Below are 22,327 nucleotides of genomic sequence, written 5' to 3'. Positions count from 1 at the left end.
CACAGGGACTTGTCTACATCGAGTGCGGTCCGATCCGGCAGTTAAGACCCTTGGGAGGGGATTCGGTTGCCTGCGAAGCCTACATTGTGGCTTGAGTCACATCCCGTACGTCAAGGGTCAGATCGTTCTCGGGATCGAACACCGGTCGTACGGCCACGGGACCGCGGATCGCGTGCTCCAGGGTACGGGCGGGGTGCACGTCGGTGCGCTTGCGGTCCACGCTGTCGCCCGCGAGGCGGCCGAGCGGGACGAGCGGGCCGCCGGGGGCGAGGCGCAGGCGCAGCGGCCAGATGTCGCGGGCGGTGCCGCGGCGGCCCAGGAGGAGCGGGTAGGGCAGGGCGGCGCGGACCCGGTGGGCGTCCTGGACGGCGGCCGGCAGCTCGATGTCGTAGGCGCTGTCCAGGGGCGACACGGCGACGAGCGTGACGGGGGCGTGCGCGGGGAGCGGGCCGGCCGCGCCGTGGAGGGTGGCGGCGACGGTGAGGGAGTCCGCGCCGACGTGGATCGCGTCGAGCTCGGCGTGGGCGGGCCGGTGCCAGGTGCGGAGCGTGAGGGAGCCGGCGGCGGTCGTGTAGGGGACCCAGGCGGTGACCCGCGAGGCGTCGGCGGCCAGGGTCAGGTTCAGCAGCCTGGCCTGTTCGACGAGGGTGCTGCGGACGCGGGCGCGGGTGTGGTCGTCCGCGCGTTCGACGTAGAAGTCCCAGCGGCCCTCGGCGAGCGGGGTGGCGGCGCGGTCGAGGCCGGCGGTGTACGGGCCCTTGCCGGACGCGGGGCGGTGGAGGGGCAGCTCGACGCGTTCCCCGGGCGCGGTGCCGTCGGTGCCGCGCAGCTGTGCCACCAGGGTCAGGTGGTCGCCCGCGAGCCCGGCGCGGGGCAGCCGGACGGCGAGTCCGCCGTCGGGGGTGGCGCGGGCGGCGGCCCGGGGGCGCAGCGGTTTGAGCGGCGCGGGGGCGGCGGGGGCCGGCGCGGGGGCCGGTGCCGGGGGTTCGGGCTTGCGGCGGAGGGGGCGGACGATGCGGGCGGCGGTGCGGCGCAGGGCGAGCGCGGGCGGGGGCGCGGCCTTGGCGTCGGTGGTGGGCCGGGGCGCGGGCGGCGGGGGCAGCAGCTCGGGGCGGAGCTCCTGCACGATCCGTTCGAAGCGCTCGGTGACGCGGTCGGGGGTATAGCTCCGGGCGGTGGCGCGGGCGGCGGTGCCGAGGTCGGCGCGGCGGGCGGGGTCGTCGGCGAGCTCGGCGAGGGCGGTGGCGAGGGTTTCCTCGTCGCCGACGGGTACGAGGACGCCGTCGACGCCGTGGGTGATCAGTTCTCGGGGGCCGACGGGGCAGTCGGTGGAGATCACGGGGACGCCGCAGTGCATGGCGTCGACGATGGTGAGGCCGAAGGACTCGGCGTCGGAGGCGGAGACGCCGATGGCGGCCTTGGCCCACTCGGTCTCGGTGGTGGGGTGCGGGCCCATGAGGAAGGCGCGGTCGCTGAGGCCGAGCTCTTCGACGAGGGCGCGCAGCCGGGCGCGGTCGGGGCCGCGCCCGTAGATCCGCAGGGACCAGCCGGGGCGCTCCGCGGACATCCTGGCGAAGGCGCGTATCAGCAGGTCGAACCGTTTCGCCGGGACGAGGCGGCCGACGGCGACGACGATCCGGGAGGTGCCGTCGGACGGCTCGACGGCGGGGGCGGGGACGACATTGGGCAGGCAGCGCACGAGGCGGGGCGGCCTCGGCAGCCGGGCGCGGTAGGCGGTGGCGTCCTGCTCGGTGACCGTGAGGAAGCCGTCGAGCCGGGCTATGGCGGCGTCGCGCGCGGCGCGGACCTCGGGGTCGTGGGCGTCGTAGGTCAGGTGGTCGTGGGCCAGGCGCAGGAAGGCGGGGCCCCGGTCGTCCGGGCCCGGCCCGCGGTCGGCGGCGGCGCGGGCGAGGTAGCCGATCAGGCCGGGGCGGGTGGCGATCACCACGTCCGCGTCGGTGGCCTGGAGGTACTGGGTGACCCGGAGGTCGGCGAGGCGGGTGAACATCCGGGTCGAGCCCTCGGCGCCGGCCAGCACGGCGCTGGGCTGGTGCTGGAGCTCGTTGTCGTTCTCGGAGCCCGGCGCGTCCTCGCGGACGTCGATCAGGGGGACCAGCCGGACCCGGCGGTGCGGGGGCAGCTTCGGGGTGTCCGCGCCTCGGTAGACGGAGACGAGCTCCACGTCGTGCCGGGTGGACAGCGCGTTCGCCAGGTCGGTGGTGGCGCGGACGGTGCCGCCGGCGCCGTAGGAGTGGTGGACGAGAAGCGCGATCTTCATGAGCGTGCGGACGGGCGGAGCTCGATGAACGCCACGCCGGCCCCCTCCCTGCCGGTTACCACCGGCTGTATCGGACAGTCGTTCAGAGGGTAACCGTGGTTCCGGGCGTGGCGAGCGGACGGACCCCGAGGGCGCTGGGAGGGTGGGAGCGTGAAGGCGATGGTGGCGGTCTCCGCGGTCGTGGCCCTCGGGCTGACCGCCGGGTGCAGTGGCGGTGACGGCCCGGCGGACGGATCCGGCGGGTCCGGGCGCGCGGGCGGGGCCCGGGGCGAGGGCAAGGACGCGCGCGACGCCGTGCGGGTGCTCAGCCCGGCCCAGCTGAAGCACGTCGAGCTCGGGGCGCGCGAGGTGCCCGGCTTCCAGATCGAGAAGGCGGGCGAGAGCGCGGCCGGCGGCGGCCGGCCGGGCACGGACCGGGCGCCGTGCCGCCCGCTGGTCGACGTGCTGGGCTCGCAGCCGCGGCCCGAGCCGGCGGCGTCCGTGGTGAACACCTTCGCCAAGGCGGGGGAGGGCCTGGACTTCGAGGGCCTGATGGGCATGATCCGGGTCTCGACGTACGGGCGTGACGGCGCGGCCGCGACGCTCAGGGGCCTGCGGTCGGCGGCGGAGGCGTGTGCCGACGGCTTCGGGATGCGCACGGGCGAGGGCGAGCCGCAGGAGTTCGCGTCGGTGCGGACGCTGCCGGCGCCGGAGCTGGGCGACGAGGCGGTGGCGTACCGCCTGGAGAACGCGGCGGAGCGGGCCCCGAGCCTGATCACGGTGGTGCGGTCCGGCAGCACGCTGGCGATGTTCTTCGCGACGAGCCTGTCGGACCCGGAGGGCGTGGAGATCCCGCCGGAGCTGGTGCGGGCGCAGGTGGCGAAGGTGGAGGGCGCGGAGCGGAAGGCGCCTACGGTGCCGCCGCCGCCGTCTTCCGGGGGGCCGGGGGAGGTGGGCGAGGCGGGGGACAGCGTGGGGTAGGGGGTGCCCTGCCGGGGGCTGTCCCCTACCCGCCCCTTCCCGCTGCATCGATGTGCGGCTCCGCCGCGTGGCGGGGGCAAGCCCCCGGGCCCCCTTTTCCGCGCTGACGCGCGGTGTCCTCAAACGCCGGACGGGCTGAAACCAGTCCGCCCTACGCCTGCTTCTGCTTGCCCGGGGTCGCGCTCGGGGACGCCACCGATGCCTTCGCCTGCTGGTCCGCGCGGAGCCGGATGCGGCGGAAGGTGTACCCCGCCACGTCCCGTCCCGCCGTCAGCGCCGCCTTGTCGTCCTCGCCGACGGCCTTGCCGTTCGTGTAGCCCGCGACCGTGAAGTACGCGTAGCGCCCCTCCGCGTTCGCCGTGAGGCGGCAGGCCGTCGAGCGGCAGAAGGCGGGGGTGTCGTCGTCCGACAGGGAGGTGATGTTCCCCGTCGACTGCTCCTTCGCCTTGTCCGCCGCGGCCTTGGTGTCGAAGACGGCGACGCCGACCGTCACCGCGACGCCGTCCCTCACGTACGTCGCGCGCAGCACCTTGCGGCAGCCGTTGTCCGTAAGGACGGAGCCGAGGCCGCCCTGGGTGGCCGAGGCGCAGTCCGTCGTGGTGGCCGTGTCCACGCGCTTGTACTTGCGCTTGTCGAGGACCGGCCTGGAGTGCGGGAAGAGCGTCTTCGTGCTCAGCGTCGCCTTGTCCTTGTCGGCGCTGGCTATGAACTCGTCCGGGTTGGGCGGGGGCGGCGGCGCGACCTGGGAGAAGGACGGCTCGGGGGAGGGCGGGGCGGTCGGGCCGGCGGCCTTCTTCCCGCCGTCGCCGCCCGAGGCGGCCACGGCCGTCACCACGATCGCCGCGACCGCGCCCGCGGCCAGCACGCCGCCGCCCAGGAAGAGCAGCTTGCGGCGGCGGCCCCGGTTCGCGGTGTCGTCCGCCAGCGCGGCCCAGTCGGGCGTCTGCGGCGCGCCGGTCGCCGCGCCGGGGACGCCGGGCCCCCAGGGGGCGGGCGGCTGCGGCGGCGGGGGCGGGCCCCACTGCTGCTGCGGCATCGGCTGATGGGGATCCCCCGGGGCCCCCTGCGGCCCTCCCTGCCCAAAACTCATGGCGTGCATCGTAATCGGGTTGGTCGGCGGCCAGGACGGCGGCGACAATCCCTCCCATGGGACACGTGGACGCGGCACATCTGGAGTACTACCTGCCCGACGGGAGGGTGCTGCTCGGCGACGTCTCGTTCCGGGTCGGGGAGGGCACCGCGGTGGCCCTCGTCGGCGCGAACGGCGCGGGCAAGACCACCCTGCTGCGGCTGATCTCCGGTGAGCTCCAGCCGCACGGCGGCTCCGTGTCGGTCACGGGCGGCCTCGGTGTGATGCCGCAGTTCGTGGGGTCCGTGCGGGATGACCGTACGGTGCGTGACCTGCTGGTCTCCGTGGCCCAGCCGCGCATCCGGGAAGCCGCGAAGGCGGTCGACGAGGCCGAGGCCGCGATCATGGAGAGGGACGACGAGGCCGCGCAGATGGCGTACGCCCAGGCGCTCTCCGACTGGGCCGAGGCGCGGGGGTACGAGGCGGAGACCGTCTGGGACATCTGCACGACGGCCGCGCTCGGCGTCCCCTACGACAAGGCGCAGTGGCGCCAGGTCCGCACCCTCTCCGGCGGTGAGCAGAAGCGGCTGGTCCTGGAGTCGCTGCTGCGCGGCACGGACGAGGTGCTGCTGCTCGACGAGCCGGACAACTATCTGGACGTCCCCGGCAAGCGCTGGCTGGAGGAGAAGCTGCGCGAGACGAAGAAGACGGTCCTCTTCGTCTCTCACGACCGCGAGCTGCTGGCCCGCTCCGCCGAGAAGATCATCAGCGTCGAGCCGGGCCCGGCGGGCAGCGACGTCTGGGTGCACGGCGGCGGCTTCGCCACGTACCACGAGGCCCGTAAGGAGCGCTTCGCCCGCTTCGAGGAGCTGCGCCGCCGCTGGGACGAGAAGCACGCCCAGCTGAAGAAGCTGGTGATCAACCTCCGGCAGGCCGCCGCGGTCAGCCACGAGATGGCCTCCCGCTACGCCGCGGCCCAGACCCGGCTGAAGAAGTTCGAGGAGGCCGGGCCGCCGCCGGAGCCGCCGCGCGAGCAGGACATCCGGATGCGGCTGCGCGGCGGGCGCACGGGCGTGCGCGCCGTGACCTGTGAGGGCCTGGAGCTCACGGGTCTGATGAAGCCGTTCGACCTGGAGGTCTTCTACGGCGAGCGGGTCGCGGTCCTCGGCTCGAACGGCTCGGGGAAGTCGCACTTCCTGCGGCTGCTCGCCGGTGACGGCGTCGCGCACACGGGCGGGTGGAAGCTGGGCGCGCGGGTCGTGGCCGGTCACTTCGCGCAGACCCACGCCCACCCCGAGCTGCTGGGCCGCACGCTCGTCGACATCCTGTGGACGGAGCACGCGAAGGACCGGGGCGCCGCCATGTCCGTGCTGCGCCGGTACGAGCTGGAGAGGCAGGGCGACCAGCGCTTCGAGAAATTGTCGGGCGGCCAGCAGGCGCGCTTCCAGATCCTGCTCCTGGAGCTGGCCGGCACCACGGCCCTGCTGCTGGACGAGCCGACGGACAACCTCGACCTGGAGAGCGCGGAAGCGCTCCAGGAGGGGCTGGAGGCGTACGAGGGCACTGTGCTGGCCGTCACGCACGACCGCTGGTTCGCGAGGTCCTTCGACCGGTTCGTGGTGTTCGGCGCGGACGGGCTGGTGCGGGAGGTCCCGGAGCCGGTGTGGGACGAGGGACGGGTGGCCCGTAAGCGGTAGGGGCTCGCGCGCCGGGGTGTCTCTCGCAGGCGCCCCGGCGCAGGCCCGGGGAGGCCGGAAGGAGATCGGAAAACTCCTCGGGGAAGATCAGGAATCCCGACCCCGCAGGTCAGGGCGGTGCGCCCGGCGGCGGACATGCCGTACGCGGCGACTAGTGGGACCATGTTTTGACCCAGCCCGCACGCGGCCGGTACTCTACGAGTTCGTTATGCGTATTGGCTAGTCGTTCTCACGCGAGGGGCCCTTACGCTTGTCCGTCGGTCGACATTCCGCCGGCACGTGTTCGGGTTGCGTCCCCGGGCCGTCGCCAGGGTGGTCTGTCCGTCCGGAGGACCGTGTCAGGACCCGTCCCCTCAGCCTTAGCGGGCTTGGGGAGACCCCACTCGAAGAAGCGAAGGCTACGACCGTGCGTACGTTCAGCCCCAAGCCCGGCGATGTCCAGCGCCAGTGGCACATCATTGACGCGCAGGACGTCGTCCTGGGCCGTCTGGCCTCTCAGGCCGCCAACCTCCTGCGTGGCAAGCACAAGCCCGTGTATGCCCCGCACATGGACATGGGTGACTTCGTCATCATCATCAACGCCGACAAGGTTCACCTGTCCGGCAACAAGAAGACCCAGAAGCTGGCCTACCGCCACTCCGGCTTCCCGGGTGGTCTCCGTGCGGTTCGTTACGACGAGCTGCTCGACAAGAGCCCCGAGAAGGCTGTCGAGAAGGCCATCAAGGGCATGGTTCCCAAGAACTCCCTCGGCCGTCAGATGCTCTCGAAGCTGAAGGTCTACTCGGGCAGCGAGCACCCGCACGCCGCCCAGCAGCCGGTCCCGTTCGAGATCACCCAGGTCAAGCAGGGCTAGTCCCGGCCACCGCCGACCAGACAGAAAGCATCTGAGGAGAATCGTGGCTGAGACCACCGCCGAGACCCCCGTCATCGACGACGAGGCTGGCGTCGAGGAGTACACCACCGAGACCGAGGTCGTCGAGTCGGAGTACACCTCCGAGTCGCTCGCTTCCCGTTTCGGTGACCCCCAGCCGGCCGCCGGCCTGGGTCGTCGCAAGAACGCCATCGCCCGTGTCCGGATCGTTCCGGGCTCCGGCAAGTGGAAGATCAACGGTCGCACCCTTGAGGACTACTTCCCCAACAAGGTGCACCAGCAGGAAGTCAACGAGCCCTTCAAGGTGCTCGAGCTCGACGACCGCTACGACGTCATCGCCCGCATCGCGGGTGGCGGCGTGTCCGGCCAGGCCGGCGCCCTGCGCCTCGGTGTGGCCCGCGCCCTGAACGAGGCGGACGTGGACAACAACCGCGGCCCGCTGAAGAAGGCCGGCTTCCTCTCGCGCGACGACCGTGCGGTCGAGCGCAAGAAGGCCGGTCTCAAGAAGGCCCGCAAGGCCCCGCAGTACAGCAAGCGCTAAACAAGCGGCTTCGCTGCTATTGCTCGAACGCCCCGGCGGCACACTCCGTGCCCGCCGGGGCGTTCGGCTATCGGCGGCACGGGGCGTATACCTGGATGTATCCGGCTGCAACGCTCCGGTCCCGGACTCGACACCTTGATGTGCGGGGGCCCGCTCGTGGGACCCGTACCGCGTTTTTCGGAGGACACCAGTGGGACGACTCTTCGGTACGGACGGTGTGCGCGGCGTCGCGAACGCCGATCTGACGGCTGAGCTCGCGCTCGGCCTGTCGGTCGCCGCGGCGCATGTGCTCGCCGAGGCGGGTACGTTCGAGGGCCACCGCCCCGTGGCCGTCGTCGGACGAGATCCGCGCGCGTCCGGGGAGTTCCTGGAGGCCGCCGTCGTGGCCGGTCTCGCCAGCGCCGGCGTCGACGTCCTGCGGGTGGGCGTGCTGCCCACGCCGGCCGTCGCGTACCTCACCGGTGCGCTCGGCGCGGACCTCGGCGTGATGCTCTCCGCCAGCCACAACGCCATGCCGGACAACGGTGTCAAGTTCTTCGCCCGCGGCGGTCACAAGCTCGCCGACGAGCTGGAGGACCGGATCGAGCAGACCTACCGCTCCCACGCCTCCGGCGAGCCCTGGGACCGCCCCACGGGCGCCGGCGTCGGCCGTGTCCGCGACTACGACCAGGGCTTCGACAACTACGTCGCCCACCTGATCGGCGTCCTCCCCAACCGCCTCGACGGCCTCAAGGTCGTCATCGACGGCGCCCACGGCGCGGCCGCCCGGGTCTCCCCGGAGGCCTTCGCGCGGGCCGGCGCCGAGGTCGTCACCATCGGCACCGAGCCCGACGGCCTCAACATCAACCACGAGTGCGGCTCCACCCACCTGGAGAAGCTGCGGCACGCCGTCGTCGAGCACGGCGCGGACCTCGGCGTCGCCCACGACGGTGACGCCGACCGCTGCCTGGCCGTGGACGCCAAGGGCAACGAGGTCGACGGCGACCAGATCCTGGCCGTCCTGGCCCTCGCCATGCGCGAGGCGGGCTCGCTGCGCAAGAACACCGTCGTCGCCACCGTGATGTCCAACCTGGGCTTCAAGCTGGCCATGGAGCGCGAGGGCGTCGACTTCGTCCAGACCGCGGTCGGCGACCGCTACGTCCTGGAGGAGATGAAGGCCCACGGCTACGCCCTCGGCGGCGAGCAGTCCGGCCACGTCATCGTCCTCGACCACGCCACCACCGGCGACGGCACCCTGACCGGCCTGATGCTGGCCGCCCGGGTCTCCGCCACCGGCCGGTCCCTGGCCGACCTGGCCGGCGTCATGGAGCGGCTGCCGCAGGTCCTGATCAACGTCCGCGACGTCGACAAGACCCGGGTGAAGTCCTCGCCCGAGCTGACCGAGGCCGTCGAGACCGCCGAGCGCGAGCTGGGCTCCACCGGCCGGGTGCTGCTGCGCTCCTCCGGCACCGAGCCGCTCGTCCGCGTCATGGTGGAGGCCGCCGACATCGAGCAGGCGCGCACGGTCGCGCAGCGCCTCGCCGACGTCGTGAAGTCCGCCCTGGGCTAGTCCCGGGCCCGCCCCGGACCCCTACGCACGCGCCGCCCGCCCGGAACCGCTTCCGGGCCGGGCGGCGCGCGTGCGTACGCGCCCCTGGGTGCCCTCTCGGGTGCCCTCGTCCGGCATCGGCCGCTCTCGTCCGCTCTCGTCCGCCCTCGGCCGTCAGAGCTTGCGCAGGGAGAGCCGCTGCACCTTGTGGTCGGGGCCCTTGCGCAGGATCAGATTCGAGCGGCCGCGCGTGGGCGCCACGTTCTCCAGCAGGTTGGGCTTGTTGATGGTCCGCCAGTTCCGGCGCGCGTAGTCCAGGGCCTCCTCCTCGGAGACCTGGGTGTACTTGCGGAAGTACGAGTCGGGATCCTGGAAGGCGGTCTTCCGGAGCTTCTTGAAGCGCTCGTAGTACCAGCGCTCGATGTCCTCGGCGCGCGCGTCCACGTACACGCTGAAGTCGAAGAAGTCGGCGAGCCCGACGCGGGTGCGGCCGTCCGTGCCCGGCAGGGCCGGCTGGAGGACGTTCAGGCCCTCGATGATCAGGATGTCCGGGCGGTGCACGGTCAGCCGCTCGCCGGGCACGATGTCGTAGATCAGGTGGGAGTAGACGGGCGCCGAGACCTCGTCCCGGCCCGCCTTCACGTCCGCGACGAAGCGGGTCAGGGCGCGCCGGTCGTAGGACTCGGGAAAGCCCTTCCGCGACATCAGGCCGCGGCGGTGCAGCTCGGCGTTGGGCAGCAGGAAGCCGTCCGTGGTCACGAGCTCCACGCGCGGGTGCTCCGGCCAGCGGGCCAGCAGCGCCTGGAGGAGGCGGGCCGTGGTCGACTTGCCGACCGCGACGCTGCCCGCGACGCCTATGACGAAGGGGGTCCCCGGCTGGGAGCCGTGGCCGCGGTCGCCGGCCTCCCCGAGGAAGGTGTTCAGCGTGCCGCGCAGCTGACTGGTCGCGCCGACGTAGAGATTGAGCAGGCGGGACAGCGGCAGATAGACGTCACGGACCTCGTCGAGGTCGATGACGTCGCCGAGCCCGCGCAGCCGCTCGACCTCGTCGGCGGTCAGCGGCAGCGGCGTGTTCTCGCGCAGCGCGCTCCACTCCGCGCGGGTCAGGTCCACGTACGGGGACGAGTCGGCGCGGCGGCGGTGCTGCGGCTGCTCTGTGGTGGTCGGCACGGGCCCATTGTGCGCGGGTGACGCTCGGTGCTCACTTCCGGGTGCTGGGTGAGGGTGTTCTTGTGTGGTTTGTGTGACTCGCGTGGTTCCAGTAGTGCCGCAAGGGGCTCCAGAAGGTGAAGTTCCACGAGATCCCTGTACCTACTGGCCGGTCAGTACTAGCGTCCCTGCCTCCTGACCGCCGCACCATGCTGGGGACGCCGTGTTGGTCATCCTTTCCCTGCGGGCCGCCGTGCGCAGGCTCGTATGCCGTGATCGCCGCGACGCGCGCGAGCGCGCCGCCCTGCCGGGCTGCGGGGACGGCCGCGGCCGCCCGCGCCCGCGCCGCCGCGTACGCCCGGGCGGGGCGGCGGGCGCCGGGCCCGGGACCCGGGACACGTTCGCCGCGCAGGTGTGCGGCGAACTGAGCGCCGAGCTGCCGGACGAGGACCTGGGCCAGGATCTGCACGACTGCCTGGACCGCTACGAGCTGGGCAGCAAGCCGCGCTGCGAGGAGGTCGAGTACCTGGAGCTGGTCCAGGAGGCCATCGACCGCATCGAACGGGGCCGTTGAGCCATTGGTGGCACCTCGGGCGGGGCCTGAGCCGTACGCTGCTGCGCATGTGCGGAATCGTTGGCTATGTGGGAGGGCAGTGCGCCCTCGACGTCGTATTGGCAGGGCTGCGGCGCCTGGAGTACCGCGGCTATGACTCGGCCGGGGTGGCGGTCCTGGCCGACGGCGGGCTCGCCTCGGCGAAGAAGGCGGGCAAGCTCGCCAACCTGGAGAAGGAGCTCTCGGACCGGCCGCTGCCCTCCGGCCCCACGGGCATCGGCCACACCCGCTGGGCCACCCACGGCGGCCCCACCGACGCCAACGCCCACCCGCACCTCGACAACGCGGGCCGGGTCGCGGTCGTCCACAACGGGATCATCGAGAACTTCGCGGAGCTGCGCGCGGAGCTGGCGGAGCGGGGCCACGCCCTGGGGTCGGAGACCGACACGGAGGTCGTCGCCCACCTGCTGGCGGAGTCCTTCTCCTCCTGCGGTGACCTCGCCGAGTCCATGCGGCAGGTGTGCCGCCGCCTGGAGGGCGCGTTCACGCTGGTCGCGGTGCACGCGGACGAGCCGGACGTGGTCGTCGGCGCCCGCCGCAACTCACCCCTGGTCGTCGGCGTCGGGGACGGCGAGGCCTTCCTCGCCTCCGACGTGGCCGCCTTCATCGCCCACACCCGGGAGGCGATCGAGCTGGGCCAGGACCAGGTCGTCGAGGCCCGCCGGGACGGCGTCACGGTCACGGACTTCGACGGCGCGCCCGCGGACGTCCGCGCGTACCACGTGGACTGGGACGCCTCGGCCGCCGAGAAGGGCGGCTACGACTACTTCATGCTCAAGGAGATCGCCGAGCAGCCGAAGGCCGTCGCCGACACCCTCCTCGGCCGCATCGACGCGACGGGCGCGCTGTCGCTGGACGAGGTGCGGATCCCCGCGTCCGTGCTGCGCGAGGTCGACAAGGTCGTCATCGTGGCGTGCGGCACGGCGTACCACGCCGGAATGATCGCCAAGTACGCGATCGAGCACTGGACCCGCATTCCGTGCGAGACGGAGCTGGCGAGCGAGTTCCGGTACCGGGACCCGATCCTGGACCAGCGGACGCTGGTGATCGCCATCAGCCAGTCCGGCGAGACCATGGACACCCTGATGGCCCTGCGGCACGCCCGCGAGCAGGGCGCGAAGGTCCTGGCGATCTGCAACACCAACGGCTCGACGATCCCTCGGGAGTCGGACGCGGTCCTGTACACGCACGCCGGCCCCGAGGTCGCCGTGGCCTCCACGAAGGCGTTCCTCACCCAGCTGGTGGCCTGCTACCTGGTGGCCCTGTACCTGGGCCAGGTGCGCGGCACCAAGTGGGGCGACGAGATCGTCTCGGTGATCCGCGAGCTCTCGGAGATCGCCACGCAGGTGGAGGAGGTCCTGGAGACCATGGAGCCGGTGCGCGAGCTGGCCCGCTCCCTGGCCGACAAGAACACCGTCCTCTTCCTCGGCCGGCACGTCGGCTACCCCGTGGCCCTGGAAGGCGCCCTCAAGCTCAAGGAGCTGGCGTACATGCACGCCGAGGGCTTCGCGGCGGGCGAGCTCAAGCACGGCCCGATCGCGCTCATCGAGCACGATGTGCCGGTGGTCGTGGTCGTCCCGTCCCCCCGGGGCCGCTCCGTCCTCCACGACAAGATCGTCTCCAACATCCAGGAGATCCGCGCCCGGGGCGCCCGTACGATCGTCATCGCCGAGCGCGGCGACGAGTCGGTCCACCCCTACGCCGACCACCTCATCGAGATCCCGGCCACGCCCGTCCTGCTCCAGCCGCTGGTCGCCACCGTGCCGTTGCAGGTCTTCGCCTGCGAGCTGGCCACGGCCCGCGGCAACGAGGTCGACCAGCCGCGCAACCTCGCGAAGTCGGTGACGGTCGAATGATCGTAGGAGTCGGCATCGACGTGGCCGAGATCGACCGCTTCGACGCGGCCCTCCGCCGCACCCCCGCCATGGCCGAACGCCTCTTCCTCGAACGCGAGCTCTACCTCCCGAGCGGCGAACGCCGCGGCATCGCCTCCCTCGCCGCCCGCTTCGCCGCGAAAGAGGCCGTGGCCAAGGCCCTGGGCGCCCCCGGCAATTTGCTCTGGACGGACGCCGAGGTCACGACGGAGAGCAGCGGGCAGCCGCGGCTGGTGGTGACGGGGACGGTGGCGGCCCGGGCGGAGGCGCTGGGGGTGACGTCGTGGCATGTGTCGCTGAGCCATGACGCGGGGGTCGCTTCCGCTGTGGTGATCGCGGAGAAGTAGCGTGCGCCGCGCGCAGCGCGGTGGTTTTCGGACGGCGAACGGCCCTTCGGGCGAGGGACGTTCACCGTTCCGGCGCAACTTCTTGCGGGTACCGTGCAGTTGTCACGGGAGAACGGAGCACCCCATGCCCCCGCACAGCGGTGAGCACACCGGCGCGCGCATCGCGCGATCGCGTAAGGTCCGGCGCCTGACCCAGCGCGAGCTGGCCGACCTGTCCCATGTCTCCTACAGCACGCTGACCAAGGTCGAGCAGGGTGCCCTGCCCGCGAGTCCGTCGGTCATCGGGGCCTTGGCCCGGGCGCTCTCGGTGCCGGTCACGGAGCTGACCGGGCAGCCCTATCTGGACGAGCTGCGGGCGGACCAGTTGGACGGGCTGATCCAGCCGATCCGCGAGGCGCTGAACGTCTACGACCTGGGAGCCGACCCGGACGTCGCCCCCCGTTCCGTGGAGGAGCTGGAGGCGCACGCCGAGGAGTTGTGCGCGCTGGTCCGGGTGACGAGCATCAAGCAGGCCGCCGCGGAGCTCCCCGGCCTGATCCACGAAGCCACCACCGCGGCGCACCTCGATGGCAAGGAGCGCAGTTGGCGCGTTCTCGCCAGTGCGTACCGCACGGCTTACGATGTGACCACGAAGCTCGGCTTCCTCGACCTGTGCACGGTCGCGCTGGACCGCCTGGACTGGGCCGCGCGGCGGGCCTCGGATCCGGTGCTGGTGGGGATGCGGCAGTACCTGCGGGCTCTGGCCTACTTGCGGGCCAGTGACTACCGGACCGGTAAGCGTCTGGTGCGCCTGGGGCTGTCCACGCTGGAGCAGGCGGAAGCCGGCCGTGTGCGTGATGTCGTCACGGGTCAGCTCCACCTGGGTGCCGCCGTGCTGGCGGGCCGGGACAAGGACGAGGACGCCGCCAACGGCCACCTGGACGAGGCTCGCCGGATCGCTGACCGTACGGGGCCGGCGGAGAAGGTCCACTGGCTGTCGTTCGGGCCCACCAACGTCTCCGTGCACCGGGTGAGCGTTCTCGCCGAGCTCGACCGGTACCCGGAAGCGGTGCGGGCGGCCGAGGGCGCGGCGGTCCCCGACTTCTGGCCGCCGTCCCGGCGGGCGCATCACTGCGCCGAGGTGGCGCGCTCCCAGATGTGGATCGGGCGGACGGACGCGGCCTTCAAGAGTTTGCAGCAGGCCCGGAAGCTGGCCCCTCAGCAGACCCGGTACCACCCCATGGTGCGGGAGACCTATGCCGGTCTGGAATCGGCGAAGCGGCGCATGCCTGACACCTTCAGCAACTACGGGTCTTGGCTGGGCGTGTAACTGCGAGTCAGGTAGTGGCCGGGGCTATCAGTCACCTCTGATAGTTCCGGCCTCACTGTGTCGGCACCCTGTGTGCACGAATGTCACCCGCCGTCTTCACGTACTCGGCGAACGGTACGGACTCGGCCTGCGCCCTGCGTTTCCACTCCCGGTACGGCGAGGCGTCGCCGCTGACGGCCTCGCGGCTGACCTGGGTCCCGTCGGGACGGAAGTTCAGGTGCACCACACGGGAGTCGTCGAACATCCACCAGTCGGTGGTGGTCAGCGGCAGGCCGTAGTCGTCGTGGGTGACGTCCAGGACGCGGATGTCCTCCCCGGCCCGGATGTTGCCGGGGATGCCCCAGGCGAACTGGTACCGCTGGTAGGCGGTGAGCGGCCGCCGGACGACACGCACCCGGCCGACGCGGCGCCCGGACGCCACGTAGCCGCGAACCCGCTCGTGCCAGCGGGCGTTGTGCCCCGGGGGCATCGGCTCGCCCCGGAGGAAGGCGGCCAGGCTCTCCGCCTCCCGGGGCATGGCGTAGGTCGGCTGCGCCTCGAATCGCCACGCGTCCGCCTGGAAGGCGTCGAAGGCCTTCCGCCACTCCTCACCATCCAAGTGCACGGACCGCCTCCTTCAGTACCGATTCCGGGATCTCCACGAGGGCTTCGCCGTCCGGTGCGGCGAAGCCACGGTAGACGTCGCCTTGGACGACGATGCTGCTCCTGCCTTCATGGCGGTACACGTTGGGGTAGTCGTCGTCAACGCACTGAGGCCCGCCGGACTTGCCGGTGAGCCGGGTCAGTTCCTGGCGCGTCATGGTGCCCCCTCGTCCCGGCCCCGCGTGGGGCCGCCGCCGGTCGACGCTAGTGAAGCGTCGGGTGGTGCGTCCACGTGCACTGCGGACTATTCCTGTTCCGGCATAAATGATCACGCGCTCCGCCCGCGCGGTCGCGTGCCGCGGGGCTCTGGGCGGTGCCGCACGAGTTGCGCCGACAAAGACGAACGGCCCCCAATACGAGGGCCGTTAGCCTCACTCCCGGGTGTGCCGGGAGTACCGTTCCGAGTGTCGAAGTCAGAACGGAGCTCAGTATGCCCGACGAGATTGACAAGTACATCGGCGCGCGGATCGCGGAGCGGCGCGCGGACCGGGGGCTCACTCAGCAGGGGCTGGCGATGCGGGCCCACGTCTCCAAGTCGCTGCTGTCGAAGGTGGAGTGCGGGCAGCGGCCCGCGTCGCCCGAGCTCGTCGCCGCTTGCGCGCGCGGCCTGGGTGTGATGCCCGCCGACCTGCTGGGGCAGCCCTACCTCGACGAGTTGCGGCGCGATCAGCTGGATCTGTTGATCCAGCCCATCCGGGAGGCCCTGAATCTGCACAACCTCGGCCACGATCCGAGTGTCCGGCCGCGCCCGCTGGAACAACTGGCCGCTGATCGCGACCGCATCTGCCTGCTCGTACACGAGACCGATCTCCGGAAGGCCGCGGCGGAGCTGCCCGCTCTGATGGTGGAGGCGATCGCCGTGGCCCACGCCACCGACGATCCCCGAGCGTGGGCCCTGCTGGGCGGGCTGGACCGGGTGGCGTTCAACGTCGCGGCGAAGTTCGGGTTCCACGACCTCTCGCTCCTGGCCGCCGGCCGGGCGGAGTACGCGTGCGAGCGCGCCCAGGATCCGTCGCTGGCGGCGATGGCGAAGTGGATGCACACCATCGCCTGCCTGCGCTCGGGTGAGTTCACGACCGGGAAGCGCCTGCACGCATTGGGGATCCGGTACGTGGAGGACGCCGCCGAAGGGCCGGAACGGGACGCGGTGATGGGTCAGATGAACCTGGCGGCCGCCCTGCTCGACGTCCGGTGCGGTGAGGCGGACGCGGCGCGGGGGCATCTGGAGGAGGCCGAGCGCTTCGCGCGGCGCACCGGGGACGTGACACCGGCTCGCTGGCTGGGCTCCGACCCTCCCGAGGCCGTGACGCCGGACCGGATCGGCTTCCGCGAGCGGGGCGTGCACTGGTACGTGTTCGGCCCGACCAACGTGGCGGCACACCGCATCTCCGCCCTGGCCGACCAGAACGACCATGCCCAGGCGGTGCGGGTCGGCCGGACGCTCCGCATTCCCCAGGGGTGGCCCGCCATGCGCGCCGGGCAGGTGCACATCGACCTGGCGCGCTCGCATCTGTGGACGGGGCAGGATGAAGCGGCGTTCCGCAGCCTGTTGGACGCCCAGCGCGTGGCACCTCAGCAGACGCGCTACCACCCGCAGGTGAGGGAGACCGTCGTGCAGCTCCGTAAGCGCGAGCGGCAGAGCCGGGGGACCTTGGCGCACTTCGCCGAGTGGGTCGGCGTCTGACCCCGGAAGTCACGGCTGGGAGGTTGCACAGATCGGTGCAACTTCCCGTGGCCAGGCGGCGGCAGGCTGGCGAGGTCAGCAAAGTCCCCCGCGACCGCGTGAACGGCCCGGGGGCGTGGCCCACGCTTACAAGGAGCGTCGACATGCGAGACCTTAGCCGCCGGATCACCCTCTGGGCGAGAGCCCGTTTCGGGTTCAGGACAGAACGGGGAGCGGCACCCGCGCCGGACGGCGTACGCGTACCGCGTCTGGTGATCGGGGCGCACGACATCAACATGCGGTACGTGGACGGGGAGGCCCGATGAGCGCGAGCGTGGGCGCGAGCCCCGGCGTCGTCGCCGTGCCCGTCCGGCAGGAGAGCTACAAGATGGTGGCCCCCACCAGCCCCGCCACCGCCAGGCTCGCCCGGGACTTCGTCACCGCCGCCCTCGTCGCGGCGGAGCGGCGGCTGCTGATCGAGGACGCGCGGATCTGCGTGTCGGACGCCGTCGCGAACGTCGTGCGGTGCGCGCGGGTGCCGGAGCTCAGCGTCGAGATGACCGTGAACGAGGAGAGCGTCGTCGTGGCCGTACGGGACGACGATCCCGCGCGGCCGCCGTGGCCGCGCGGGCCGCGGACGGCCGGGGAGGGCGGCCGGGGGCTCGGCCTCGTACGGCGGCTCGCGCACGCGTCCGGGGTGACGTGGGTGTGGGACGGGCTGGACCTCGTGGGCAAGCGGGTGTGGTTCGAGTTGCGGGAGGGGGCCGGCGGGCACCCGCACTGAGAGCGGGGGAGGCCCGGGCGGGGTGGCTCGTACGCCCGCTCGGGCCGCCTCGGAACCGTCGTCAACGCCTACGCTTGACCCTCCAGCTGAGGGAGACCCCAAGGTGGCGGACATGGACGACGACGCCCTCCATTCCATCGGTGACCTGGCCCGGCTGACCGGGCTCACGGTCAAGACCATCCGGTTCTGGTCCGATGCCGGAGTGGTGCCGCCGACCGCCCGCACCCCCGCGGGCTACCGGCTCTACGGCCAAGAGGCGCTCGCCCGCCTCGGCCTCGTCAGGACGCTGCGCGACCTCGGCGTCGGGCTCGTGGACATCCGGCGTGTGCTGGAGCGCGAGATCACCGTCACCGAGGTCGCCGCGGCGCACGCCGAGGCGCTGGAGGTGCAGATCCGCACGTTGCGGCTGCGCCGGGCCGTGCTGAGAACGGTGGCCGGACGCGGGGCGACACCCGAGGAGATGGAACTCATGCACAAGCTCGCGAACCTTTCGGACCAGGAACGCCGCCGCCTGATCCACGACTTCATCGACAACGCCTTCCAAGGTCTCGACGTCGACGACGCGTTCATGACGACGATGCGCGGCTCGGTCCCGGTACTGCCGGACGACCCGGCCCCGGAGCAGGTCGCCGCCTGGGTCGAGCTGGCCGAGCTCGTCCGGGACGAGGAGTTCCGCGCCGGGATGCGACGGGCCGCCGAGGACCAGGTGCGGGCCGCCAGGGAGGCCGGGCGGCCCGGTCCGGAGGAGACCCGGGAACTGGCCGAATTCATGCGGGCCCGGACGGACGCGGCCCGCGAGGCCGGGATCGACCCGGCGGGCGAGGAGGCCCGGCCGGTCGTCGACGAGCTCGTCCGGCGGAGCGCGGAGTTGTCGGGCCGGGAGGACGGGCCGGAGTTCCGGGAGTGGCTGCTGGAACGGCTGGAGATCGGCAATGACTCGCGGTACGAGCGGTACTGGCGGCTCGTCGCCGTCGTCAACGGCTGGCCGCTGACGCCCGGCATGGCACCGGCCGTGGAGTGGCTGAGCGCCGGGCTGCGGGCGGGAGGCGTCGGGGGCCGCGCCGAGGGGTGATCCGGCGGGGAGAGGGACGGGGGTAGGAGCGAGGTGGAGGGGGGTTTCCGGACCGGCCCCGCCGGGTTTGCGGTTCGGAAACCCGGACTGGCCCCGCCGGGTTTGCGGCTCGGCCCGCGCGGCAACCCCCGTCCGGCCCGAGAGGGCCCCGGCTCGGCCCGCGCGGTACCACCGGCATCGGCGCCACGCGCTCCCCCCGGCGCGCCCCGCACGGTCCCCTGCCTCGGCCTCGCGTGGTCCCCCCCCCGGCTCGGCCCGCGCGCGCCCCCCGCCCCGGTCCGCCCCGCGGAGCCTTCGGCTCCGCCCCCTCACCCCCTCCGATCCCCCACACCCGCACCTCATCTGGCGTATCGTCAGCGCCGCGCTCAGTCAGGCGGAGGCCAGGAGGGAGCGGGGCGTGCACCCGGCTAAGGAACGGATCGCGGCCGTATTCGGCCGGGCCCAGGGAAGCGGCTATCTGCTCACGCCGAACCTGGTGCTGACCGCCGCACACGTGATCGGTGACTGCGACACCCCGCGGGTCGTCGTGCCCGGCGGGGTCGGCCCGGTCCGCTGCCGTACGGTCTGGGCGCGCGACGACAGCCGGCGCTGCGACGCCGCCCTGCTGGTCGCCGAGCGGGACCTCGTCGACGCGGAGACCGCGGCCGCGTTCGAGCCGCTCGTCTGGGGCCGCGCCTACGACCTGCGGGCCTGGCCAGGTGCCCAGGCCGTCGGCTTCCCGCAGGTCCAGCGGGACGGGGACGACGAGCTCGACACCGAGCAGATCGTCGGCACCTTCAAGCCGGGCAGCAACCTCATCGGCGGCCGCCACGTCCTCGACAGCGAGCACGCCGCACCCGAGGAGCCCCCCGGCGGCGGCTCGCCGTGGGCCGGGATGTCCGGCTCCGCCGTCTTCGTCGACGGTCTCCTCGCCGGCGTCGTCTGCGCCGACCCCGGCGGCTGGCGGCACGGGCGCCTTACGGTCACCCCCTCGGCCACCCTGTGGTCGCACTTCCGGTTCCTCAGCGAGTGCCTGCTCGCCGGTCACAAACCGGAATCGCGTTCCCTTACCTCGCACCGGCAACTGGAGGTCGAGGTGTTCGAACAGCGGCTGCGGGACTACATCGTCGAGAAGGCCGGCGCGCTGACCATCATCGGCCTCACCCTCTCCGACGGCGAGGGCGAGACCTGGCCGCTGGACGCCGCGTACCTCAGCCTCGAACTGGTCGGCGCGGGCGGCCCCGCGGACGGGCGGGGCTTCGAGCCGCCCACCGGCGACCCGGCGGGCCCCGCCCGGTCCGTACCCGCTCCGCAGCGCGCCGAGGAGGCCCTGGCCGGGCAGCGGCGGGTCCTGCTGCGGGGCGCGGCCGGCTCGGGCAAGACCACCCTCCTGCAATGGCTGGCCACCATCACCGCCCGGGGCGACCTGCCGCCCGGCCTCGGCCACCTCAGCGGCTGCATGCCGCTCACCCTGCCGCTGCGGACCCTCATACGTCAGGGTGAACTTCCGCAGCCCGAGGAGTTCCTGGCCGCCGCGGCCCGGCCGCTCGCCGGACTGCCGGCCGCGCAGGGATGGGTGACCCGCCGGCTGGCCGAAGGCACCGCGCTGATCCTGATCGACGGCGTGGACGAGGTCCCCGAGGCCGACCGCCGGCGCACCCTGGCCTGGCTGAAGGACCTCCTGGCCGCGTATCCCGACGCGCGCTACGTCCTCACCACCCGTCCCTCCGCCGTGCGTGAGGGCTGGCTGTCGGACGCCGGGTTCACCGAGCTGGAGCTCCAGCCGATGAGCCGGGCCGACGTCGCCGCCTTCATCGACCGCTGGCACACCGCCGCCGGGCGGGCGGGCGACGAGCGGCTACGGGCGTTCCGCGACTCCCTGACCGCCGCGGTCGTCACCAAACGCGACCTCGGCCGGCTGGCCACCAACCCCCTGATGTGCGCGCTGATCTGCGCCCTCAACCGGTCCCGGCGCGGCTACCTGCCGCACGGCCGGATGGAGCTCTACCGGGCCGCGCTGGAGCTCCTCCTGATCCGCCGGGACCGCGAGCGCGACATCGTCGTCGGCCTGGAGGGCCCGGAGCTGGAACAGGCACAGACCGCCCTCCTCCAGAAGATCGCGTACTGGCTGATCCGCAACGGCCGTTCCGAGCTGGAGTGGGACCGGGCCGTCGAGATCCTCGACCGCGCCCTCCCCGCGATGCCCGCGGTCGCGGCGCGGGGCAGCGCGGAGGAGATCCTGCGCCATCTGGTGCTGCGGAGTGGTCTGCTGCGGCAGCCGACCAGCGAGACCCTGGACTTCATCCACCGGACGTTCCAGGACTACCTGGGCGCCCAGGCCGCCGTCGACGACTGGGACTTCGACCTCCTCGTCAACAGTGCCCACGACGACCAGTGGGAGGACGTCCTCCGCATGGGCGTCGGCCACGCACCGCCGCGCGCCCGCGCGGAGCTCCTCCGCAAGCTGCTGGAGCGCGGCGAGCGCGAGGAGCCCAACCGGTACCGGCTGCACCTGCTGGCCGCCGCCTGCCTGGAACAGGCGACGGAGGTCGACGCGGACGTCCGCACCCGGGTCGAGAAGGCGGCGGCGGAGCTGGTCCCGCCCCGCGACCAGGAGGCCGCGAAGGCGTTGGCGACGGCGGGGCAGGTGGTGCTGGACCTGCTGCCGGGGCCCGAGGGGCTCGACGACGTGGTCGCCCACGCGGTGGTCGTGGCGGCGACGACGGTGGCGGACGACCGGGCGATCCCGCTGCTGGCGCGGTACGCGACGCACCCGGCGCTACGGGTGCGGGCGCAGCTGGCGTGGGCGTGGGACCGGTTCGACACGGAGCATTACGCGGAGGCCGTGATCGGTCGGCTGCCCTGGGCGGACGCGCCCGTGGAGCAGCAGCTCCAGTTCGTGGCCAAGACGCCGCAGCAGCTGGCCGTGCTCAAGCGGTGGGGCGGCCGCCCCCGGATCCAGGTGAACGGGCCGCTGGCGGCGACCGGTCCGGCGGACCTGGCCACACCGGCGCTCGTGGACCTGTCCCTCCAGCAGTGTCCGGAGGTCGTCGACCTGCGGACGCTCGGGCACTGCGCACCGCTGCACAGACTGTGGATCGGGGCCACGAAGGGGATCTCGCATCTGTCGGAGCTGGACAGCAGCGCGCTGCGGACCCTTCACCTCACCCTGGACGAATGCCCGGACGGGCTGGACGCCCTGGCCGACATGCCGGAGCTCACCTCGCTGCGTCTGCACTGGCCCGAGCGCGGGCACCGGCGGTGGGAGACGCTGTCGCCGCCGTCCGGGCTGGCCCGCCTCGACCTGGGGCCGGGCCTGTGCACGACCCTGTGGTCGGCGGGGGTGCGGGGCCATCAGAGCCTCGAAACGGTGGCCTTCTACGTCATTCCCGACTCGGTCCTGAGGCGGCAGCTCGCCTTGGACACGCTCGACCGGCTCAGGGAGCTCGAAGTGACGGCGGAACATCCGGCCCTCCTCGACGAGGCGCCCCCGCTGCCTCAGGTGGAGAAGGTGACCTTGATCGACCCCGTCCGGCTGCCGGATCCGGCCCAGCTCCTCCGGGCCTATCCGCGCCTCGAGACCCTCCAGCTACGGGTGACCACGTCGGGCCCCGTCGACCTGGCGGCCTTCCGGGAGCTCGGACGCGCGCTGAAGCTGAACGTCGTCCATCGCGGGCCCCTGCTCCACGAGGAGCAGCTCCCCGAGAGCGTCGAACTGACCGCCCAGCCCTGGACCACCTGGATCACCCTCTAGCCTCGGCCAGCCGCCGGTCCAGCTCCGCGTCCAGGCGAGCGATCTCGTCCTCGTCGGGGTCGTAGCCGTTCCACTCGTGCAACAGGCGGCGGGCCTCGTCGGCGGCGGGTTCGCGTGCGGCCTCGTCGGGCACAGGGCACTCCCTTCGTCGAGCCGACAGCTCGTCGAGCCGAAAGCGTAGGGGCGCCCCCGCGTCA

The 22,327-nt window shown here is 72.8% G+C and carries 19 protein-coding genes; 13 read left to right on the top strand and 6 right to left on the bottom strand.

Annotation, left to right across the window (positions count from 1 at the left end; all coding sequences use genetic code 11):
• Positions 1-79 precede the first annotated feature (79 nt).
• Positions 80-2,278 (bottom strand): glycosyltransferase family 4 protein, encoded by a 2,199-nt coding sequence (locus tag LUZ64_RS20660; protein ID WP_232390504.1) that lies wholly within the window; start codon positions 2,276-2,278, stop codon positions 80-82.
• Positions 2,279-2,428: 150 nt separating this feature from the next.
• On the opposite strand from LUZ64_RS20660, the gene LUZ64_RS20655 reads away from it, so the two are divergent.
• Entirely contained in the window at positions 2,429-3,238 is an 810-nt protein-coding gene (locus tag LUZ64_RS20655; RefSeq protein ID WP_232390503.1) for a hypothetical protein, read from the top strand.
• A gap of 151 nt (positions 3,239-3,389) precedes the next feature.
• On the opposite strand, the gene LUZ64_RS20650 is transcribed toward LUZ64_RS20655, so the two are convergent.
• Entirely contained in the window at positions 3,390-4,274 is an 885-nt protein-coding gene (locus LUZ64_RS20650; protein ID WP_232390502.1) for a hypothetical protein, read from the bottom strand.
• 110 nt (positions 4,275-4,384) lie between these two features.
• Between LUZ64_RS20650 and LUZ64_RS20645 the strand changes: the two genes are divergently transcribed.
• From LUZ64_RS20645 to glmM, 4 genes are all read left to right on the top strand, one after another.
• A complete protein-coding gene (locus LUZ64_RS20645) occupies positions 4,385-6,004 on the top strand; it encodes an ABC-F family ATP-binding cassette domain-containing protein (RefSeq protein ID WP_211304953.1) in 1,620 nt (539 codons plus the stop codon).
• A 406-nt stretch (positions 6,005-6,410) separates the two neighbouring features.
• A complete protein-coding gene (gene rplM / locus LUZ64_RS20640) occupies positions 6,411-6,857 on the top strand; it encodes a 50S ribosomal protein L13 (protein WP_087927586.1) in 447 nt (148 codons plus the stop codon).
• A gap of 43 nt (positions 6,858-6,900) precedes the next feature.
• A complete protein-coding gene (gene rpsI, locus LUZ64_RS20635) occupies positions 6,901-7,416 on the top strand; it encodes a 30S ribosomal protein S9 (RefSeq protein ID WP_087927587.1) in 516 nt (171 codons plus the stop codon).
• A 190-nt stretch (positions 7,417-7,606) separates the two neighbouring features.
• Complete coding sequence (glmM, locus tag LUZ64_RS20630) at positions 7,607-8,965, top strand: phosphoglucosamine mutase (RefSeq protein WP_095579589.1); 1,359 nt, start codon at positions 7,607-7,609, stop codon at positions 8,963-8,965.
• A 153-nt stretch (positions 8,966-9,118) separates the two neighbouring features.
• Here glmM and coaA read toward each other — a convergent pair whose 3' ends face one another.
• On the bottom strand, positions 9,119-10,114 hold the full coding sequence (gene coaA / locus LUZ64_RS20625) for a type I pantothenate kinase (RefSeq protein WP_095579590.1): 996 nt from the start codon (positions 10,112-10,114) through the stop codon (positions 9,119-9,121).
• A 202-nt stretch (positions 10,115-10,316) separates the two neighbouring features.
• On the opposite strand from coaA, the gene LUZ64_RS20620 reads away from it, so the two are divergent.
• The 4 genes from LUZ64_RS20620 (at position 10,317) to LUZ64_RS20605 (ending at position 14,236) form a co-directional block, all read left to right on the top strand.
• On the top strand, positions 10,317-10,667 hold the full coding sequence (locus LUZ64_RS20620; RefSeq protein WP_143593041.1) for a hypothetical protein: 351 nt from the start codon (positions 10,317-10,319) through the stop codon (positions 10,665-10,667).
• Between the two features lie 47 nt (positions 10,668-10,714).
• On the top strand, positions 10,715-12,562 hold the full coding sequence (gene glmS / locus LUZ64_RS20615) for a glutamine--fructose-6-phosphate transaminase (isomerizing) (protein WP_095579592.1): 1,848 nt from the start codon (positions 10,715-10,717) through the stop codon (positions 12,560-12,562).
• On the top strand, positions 12,559-12,927 hold the full coding sequence (locus LUZ64_RS20610) for a holo-ACP synthase (RefSeq protein WP_095579593.1): 369 nt from the start codon (positions 12,559-12,561) through the stop codon (positions 12,925-12,927). Before glmS ends, LUZ64_RS20610 begins: the two co-directional genes overlap by 4 nt.
• 124 nt (positions 12,928-13,051) lie before the next feature.
• Complete coding sequence (locus LUZ64_RS20605) at positions 13,052-14,236, top strand: helix-turn-helix domain-containing protein (RefSeq protein ID WP_095579594.1); 1,185 nt, start codon at positions 13,052-13,054, stop codon at positions 14,234-14,236.
• Positions 14,237-14,288: 52 nt separating this feature from the next.
• On the opposite strand, the gene LUZ64_RS20600 is transcribed toward LUZ64_RS20605, so the two are convergent.
• Both LUZ64_RS20600 and LUZ64_RS20595 read right to left on the bottom strand, forming a co-directional pair.
• Complete coding sequence (locus LUZ64_RS20600; protein ID WP_095579595.1) at positions 14,289-14,840, bottom strand: DUF6879 family protein; 552 nt, start codon at positions 14,838-14,840, stop codon at positions 14,289-14,291.
• Positions 14,824-15,036: a hypothetical protein gene (locus LUZ64_RS20595; RefSeq protein ID WP_095579596.1), complete on the bottom strand. Its 213-nt coding sequence runs from the start codon at positions 15,034-15,036 to the stop codon at positions 14,824-14,826. The genes LUZ64_RS20600 and LUZ64_RS20595 overlap by 17 nt, the downstream gene beginning before the upstream one ends.
• Before the next feature lie 272 nt (positions 15,037-15,308).
• On the opposite strand from LUZ64_RS20595, the gene LUZ64_RS20590 reads away from it, so the two are divergent.
• The 4 genes from LUZ64_RS20590 to LUZ64_RS20575 all read left to right on the top strand — a co-directional run bounded on the left by LUZ64_RS20590 (position 15,309) and on the right by LUZ64_RS20575 (position 22,130).
• Positions 15,309-16,562, top strand: a complete 1,254-nt coding sequence (locus LUZ64_RS20590) for a helix-turn-helix domain-containing protein (protein ID WP_095579597.1) — start codon at positions 15,309-15,311, stop codon at positions 16,560-16,562.
• 301 nt (positions 16,563-16,863) lie between these two features.
• Positions 16,864-17,325 (top strand): ATP-binding protein, encoded by a 462-nt coding sequence (locus LUZ64_RS20585; RefSeq protein ID WP_095579598.1) that lies wholly within the window; start codon positions 16,864-16,866, stop codon positions 17,323-17,325.
• A gap of 112 nt (positions 17,326-17,437) precedes the next feature.
• The gene (locus LUZ64_RS20580; protein ID WP_095579599.1) at positions 17,438-18,397 is read left to right on the top strand and encodes a helix-turn-helix domain-containing protein; all 960 of its coding nucleotides are present in this window, start codon (positions 17,438-17,440) and stop codon (positions 18,395-18,397) included.
• A gap of 397 nt (positions 18,398-18,794) precedes the next feature.
• A complete protein-coding gene (locus LUZ64_RS20575; RefSeq protein ID WP_095584941.1) occupies positions 18,795-22,130 on the top strand; it encodes a serine protease in 3,336 nt (1,111 codons plus the stop codon).
• On the opposite strand, the gene LUZ64_RS20570 is transcribed toward LUZ64_RS20575, so the two are convergent.
• On the bottom strand, positions 22,120-22,263 hold the full coding sequence (locus tag LUZ64_RS20570) for a hypothetical protein (protein WP_170116958.1): 144 nt from the start codon (positions 22,261-22,263) through the stop codon (positions 22,120-22,122). The two genes, LUZ64_RS20575 and LUZ64_RS20570, sit on opposite strands and share 11 nt — an antisense overlap.
• Between the last annotated feature and the right edge of the window lie 64 nt (positions 22,264-22,327).

The organism is Streptomyces albireticuli, assembly GCF_021228125.1.
GTDB lineage: Bacteria > Actinomycetota > Actinomycetes > Streptomycetales > Streptomycetaceae > Streptomyces > Streptomyces albireticuli.
Note: the sequence above shows the minus strand (reverse complement) of the source record. Positions and strands in the feature narration are given on the sequence as shown.

Excerpts from the sequence above, each read along its gene's own strand:
- LUZ64_RS20580 (WP_095579599.1), top strand. The coding sequence starts at position 17,438 with ATGGACGACGACGCCCTCCATTCCATCGGTGACCTGGCCCGGCTGACC.
- LUZ64_RS20590 (WP_095579597.1), top strand. The coding sequence starts at position 15,309 with ATGCCCGACGAGATTGACAAGTACATCGGCGCGCGGATCGCGGAGCGG.
- LUZ64_RS20605 (WP_095579594.1), top strand. The coding sequence starts at position 13,052 with ATGCCCCCGCACAGCGGTGAGCACACCGGCGCGCGCATCGCGCGATCG.
- LUZ64_RS20650 (WP_232390502.1), bottom strand. The coding sequence starts at position 4,274 with ATGCCGCAGCAGCAGTGGGGCCCGCCCCCGCCGCCGCAGCCGCCCGCC.
- LUZ64_RS20660 (WP_232390504.1), bottom strand. The coding sequence starts at position 2,278 with ATGAAGATCGCGCTTCTCGTCCACCACTCCTACGGCGCCGGCGGCACC.
- LUZ64_RS20610 (WP_095579593.1), top strand. The coding sequence starts at position 12,559 with ATGATCGTAGGAGTCGGCATCGACGTGGCCGAGATCGACCGCTTCGAC.
- glmS (WP_095579592.1), top strand. The coding sequence starts at position 10,715 with ATGTGCGGAATCGTTGGCTATGTGGGAGGGCAGTGCGCCCTCGACGTC.
- LUZ64_RS20645 (WP_211304953.1), top strand. The coding sequence starts at position 4,385 with ATGGGACACGTGGACGCGGCACATCTGGAGTACTACCTGCCCGACGGG.
- LUZ64_RS20595 (WP_095579596.1), bottom strand. The coding sequence starts at position 15,036 with ATGACGCGCCAGGAACTGACCCGGCTCACCGGCAAGTCCGGCGGGCCT.
- LUZ64_RS20585 (WP_095579598.1), top strand. The coding sequence starts at position 16,864 with ATGAGCGCGAGCGTGGGCGCGAGCCCCGGCGTCGTCGCCGTGCCCGTC.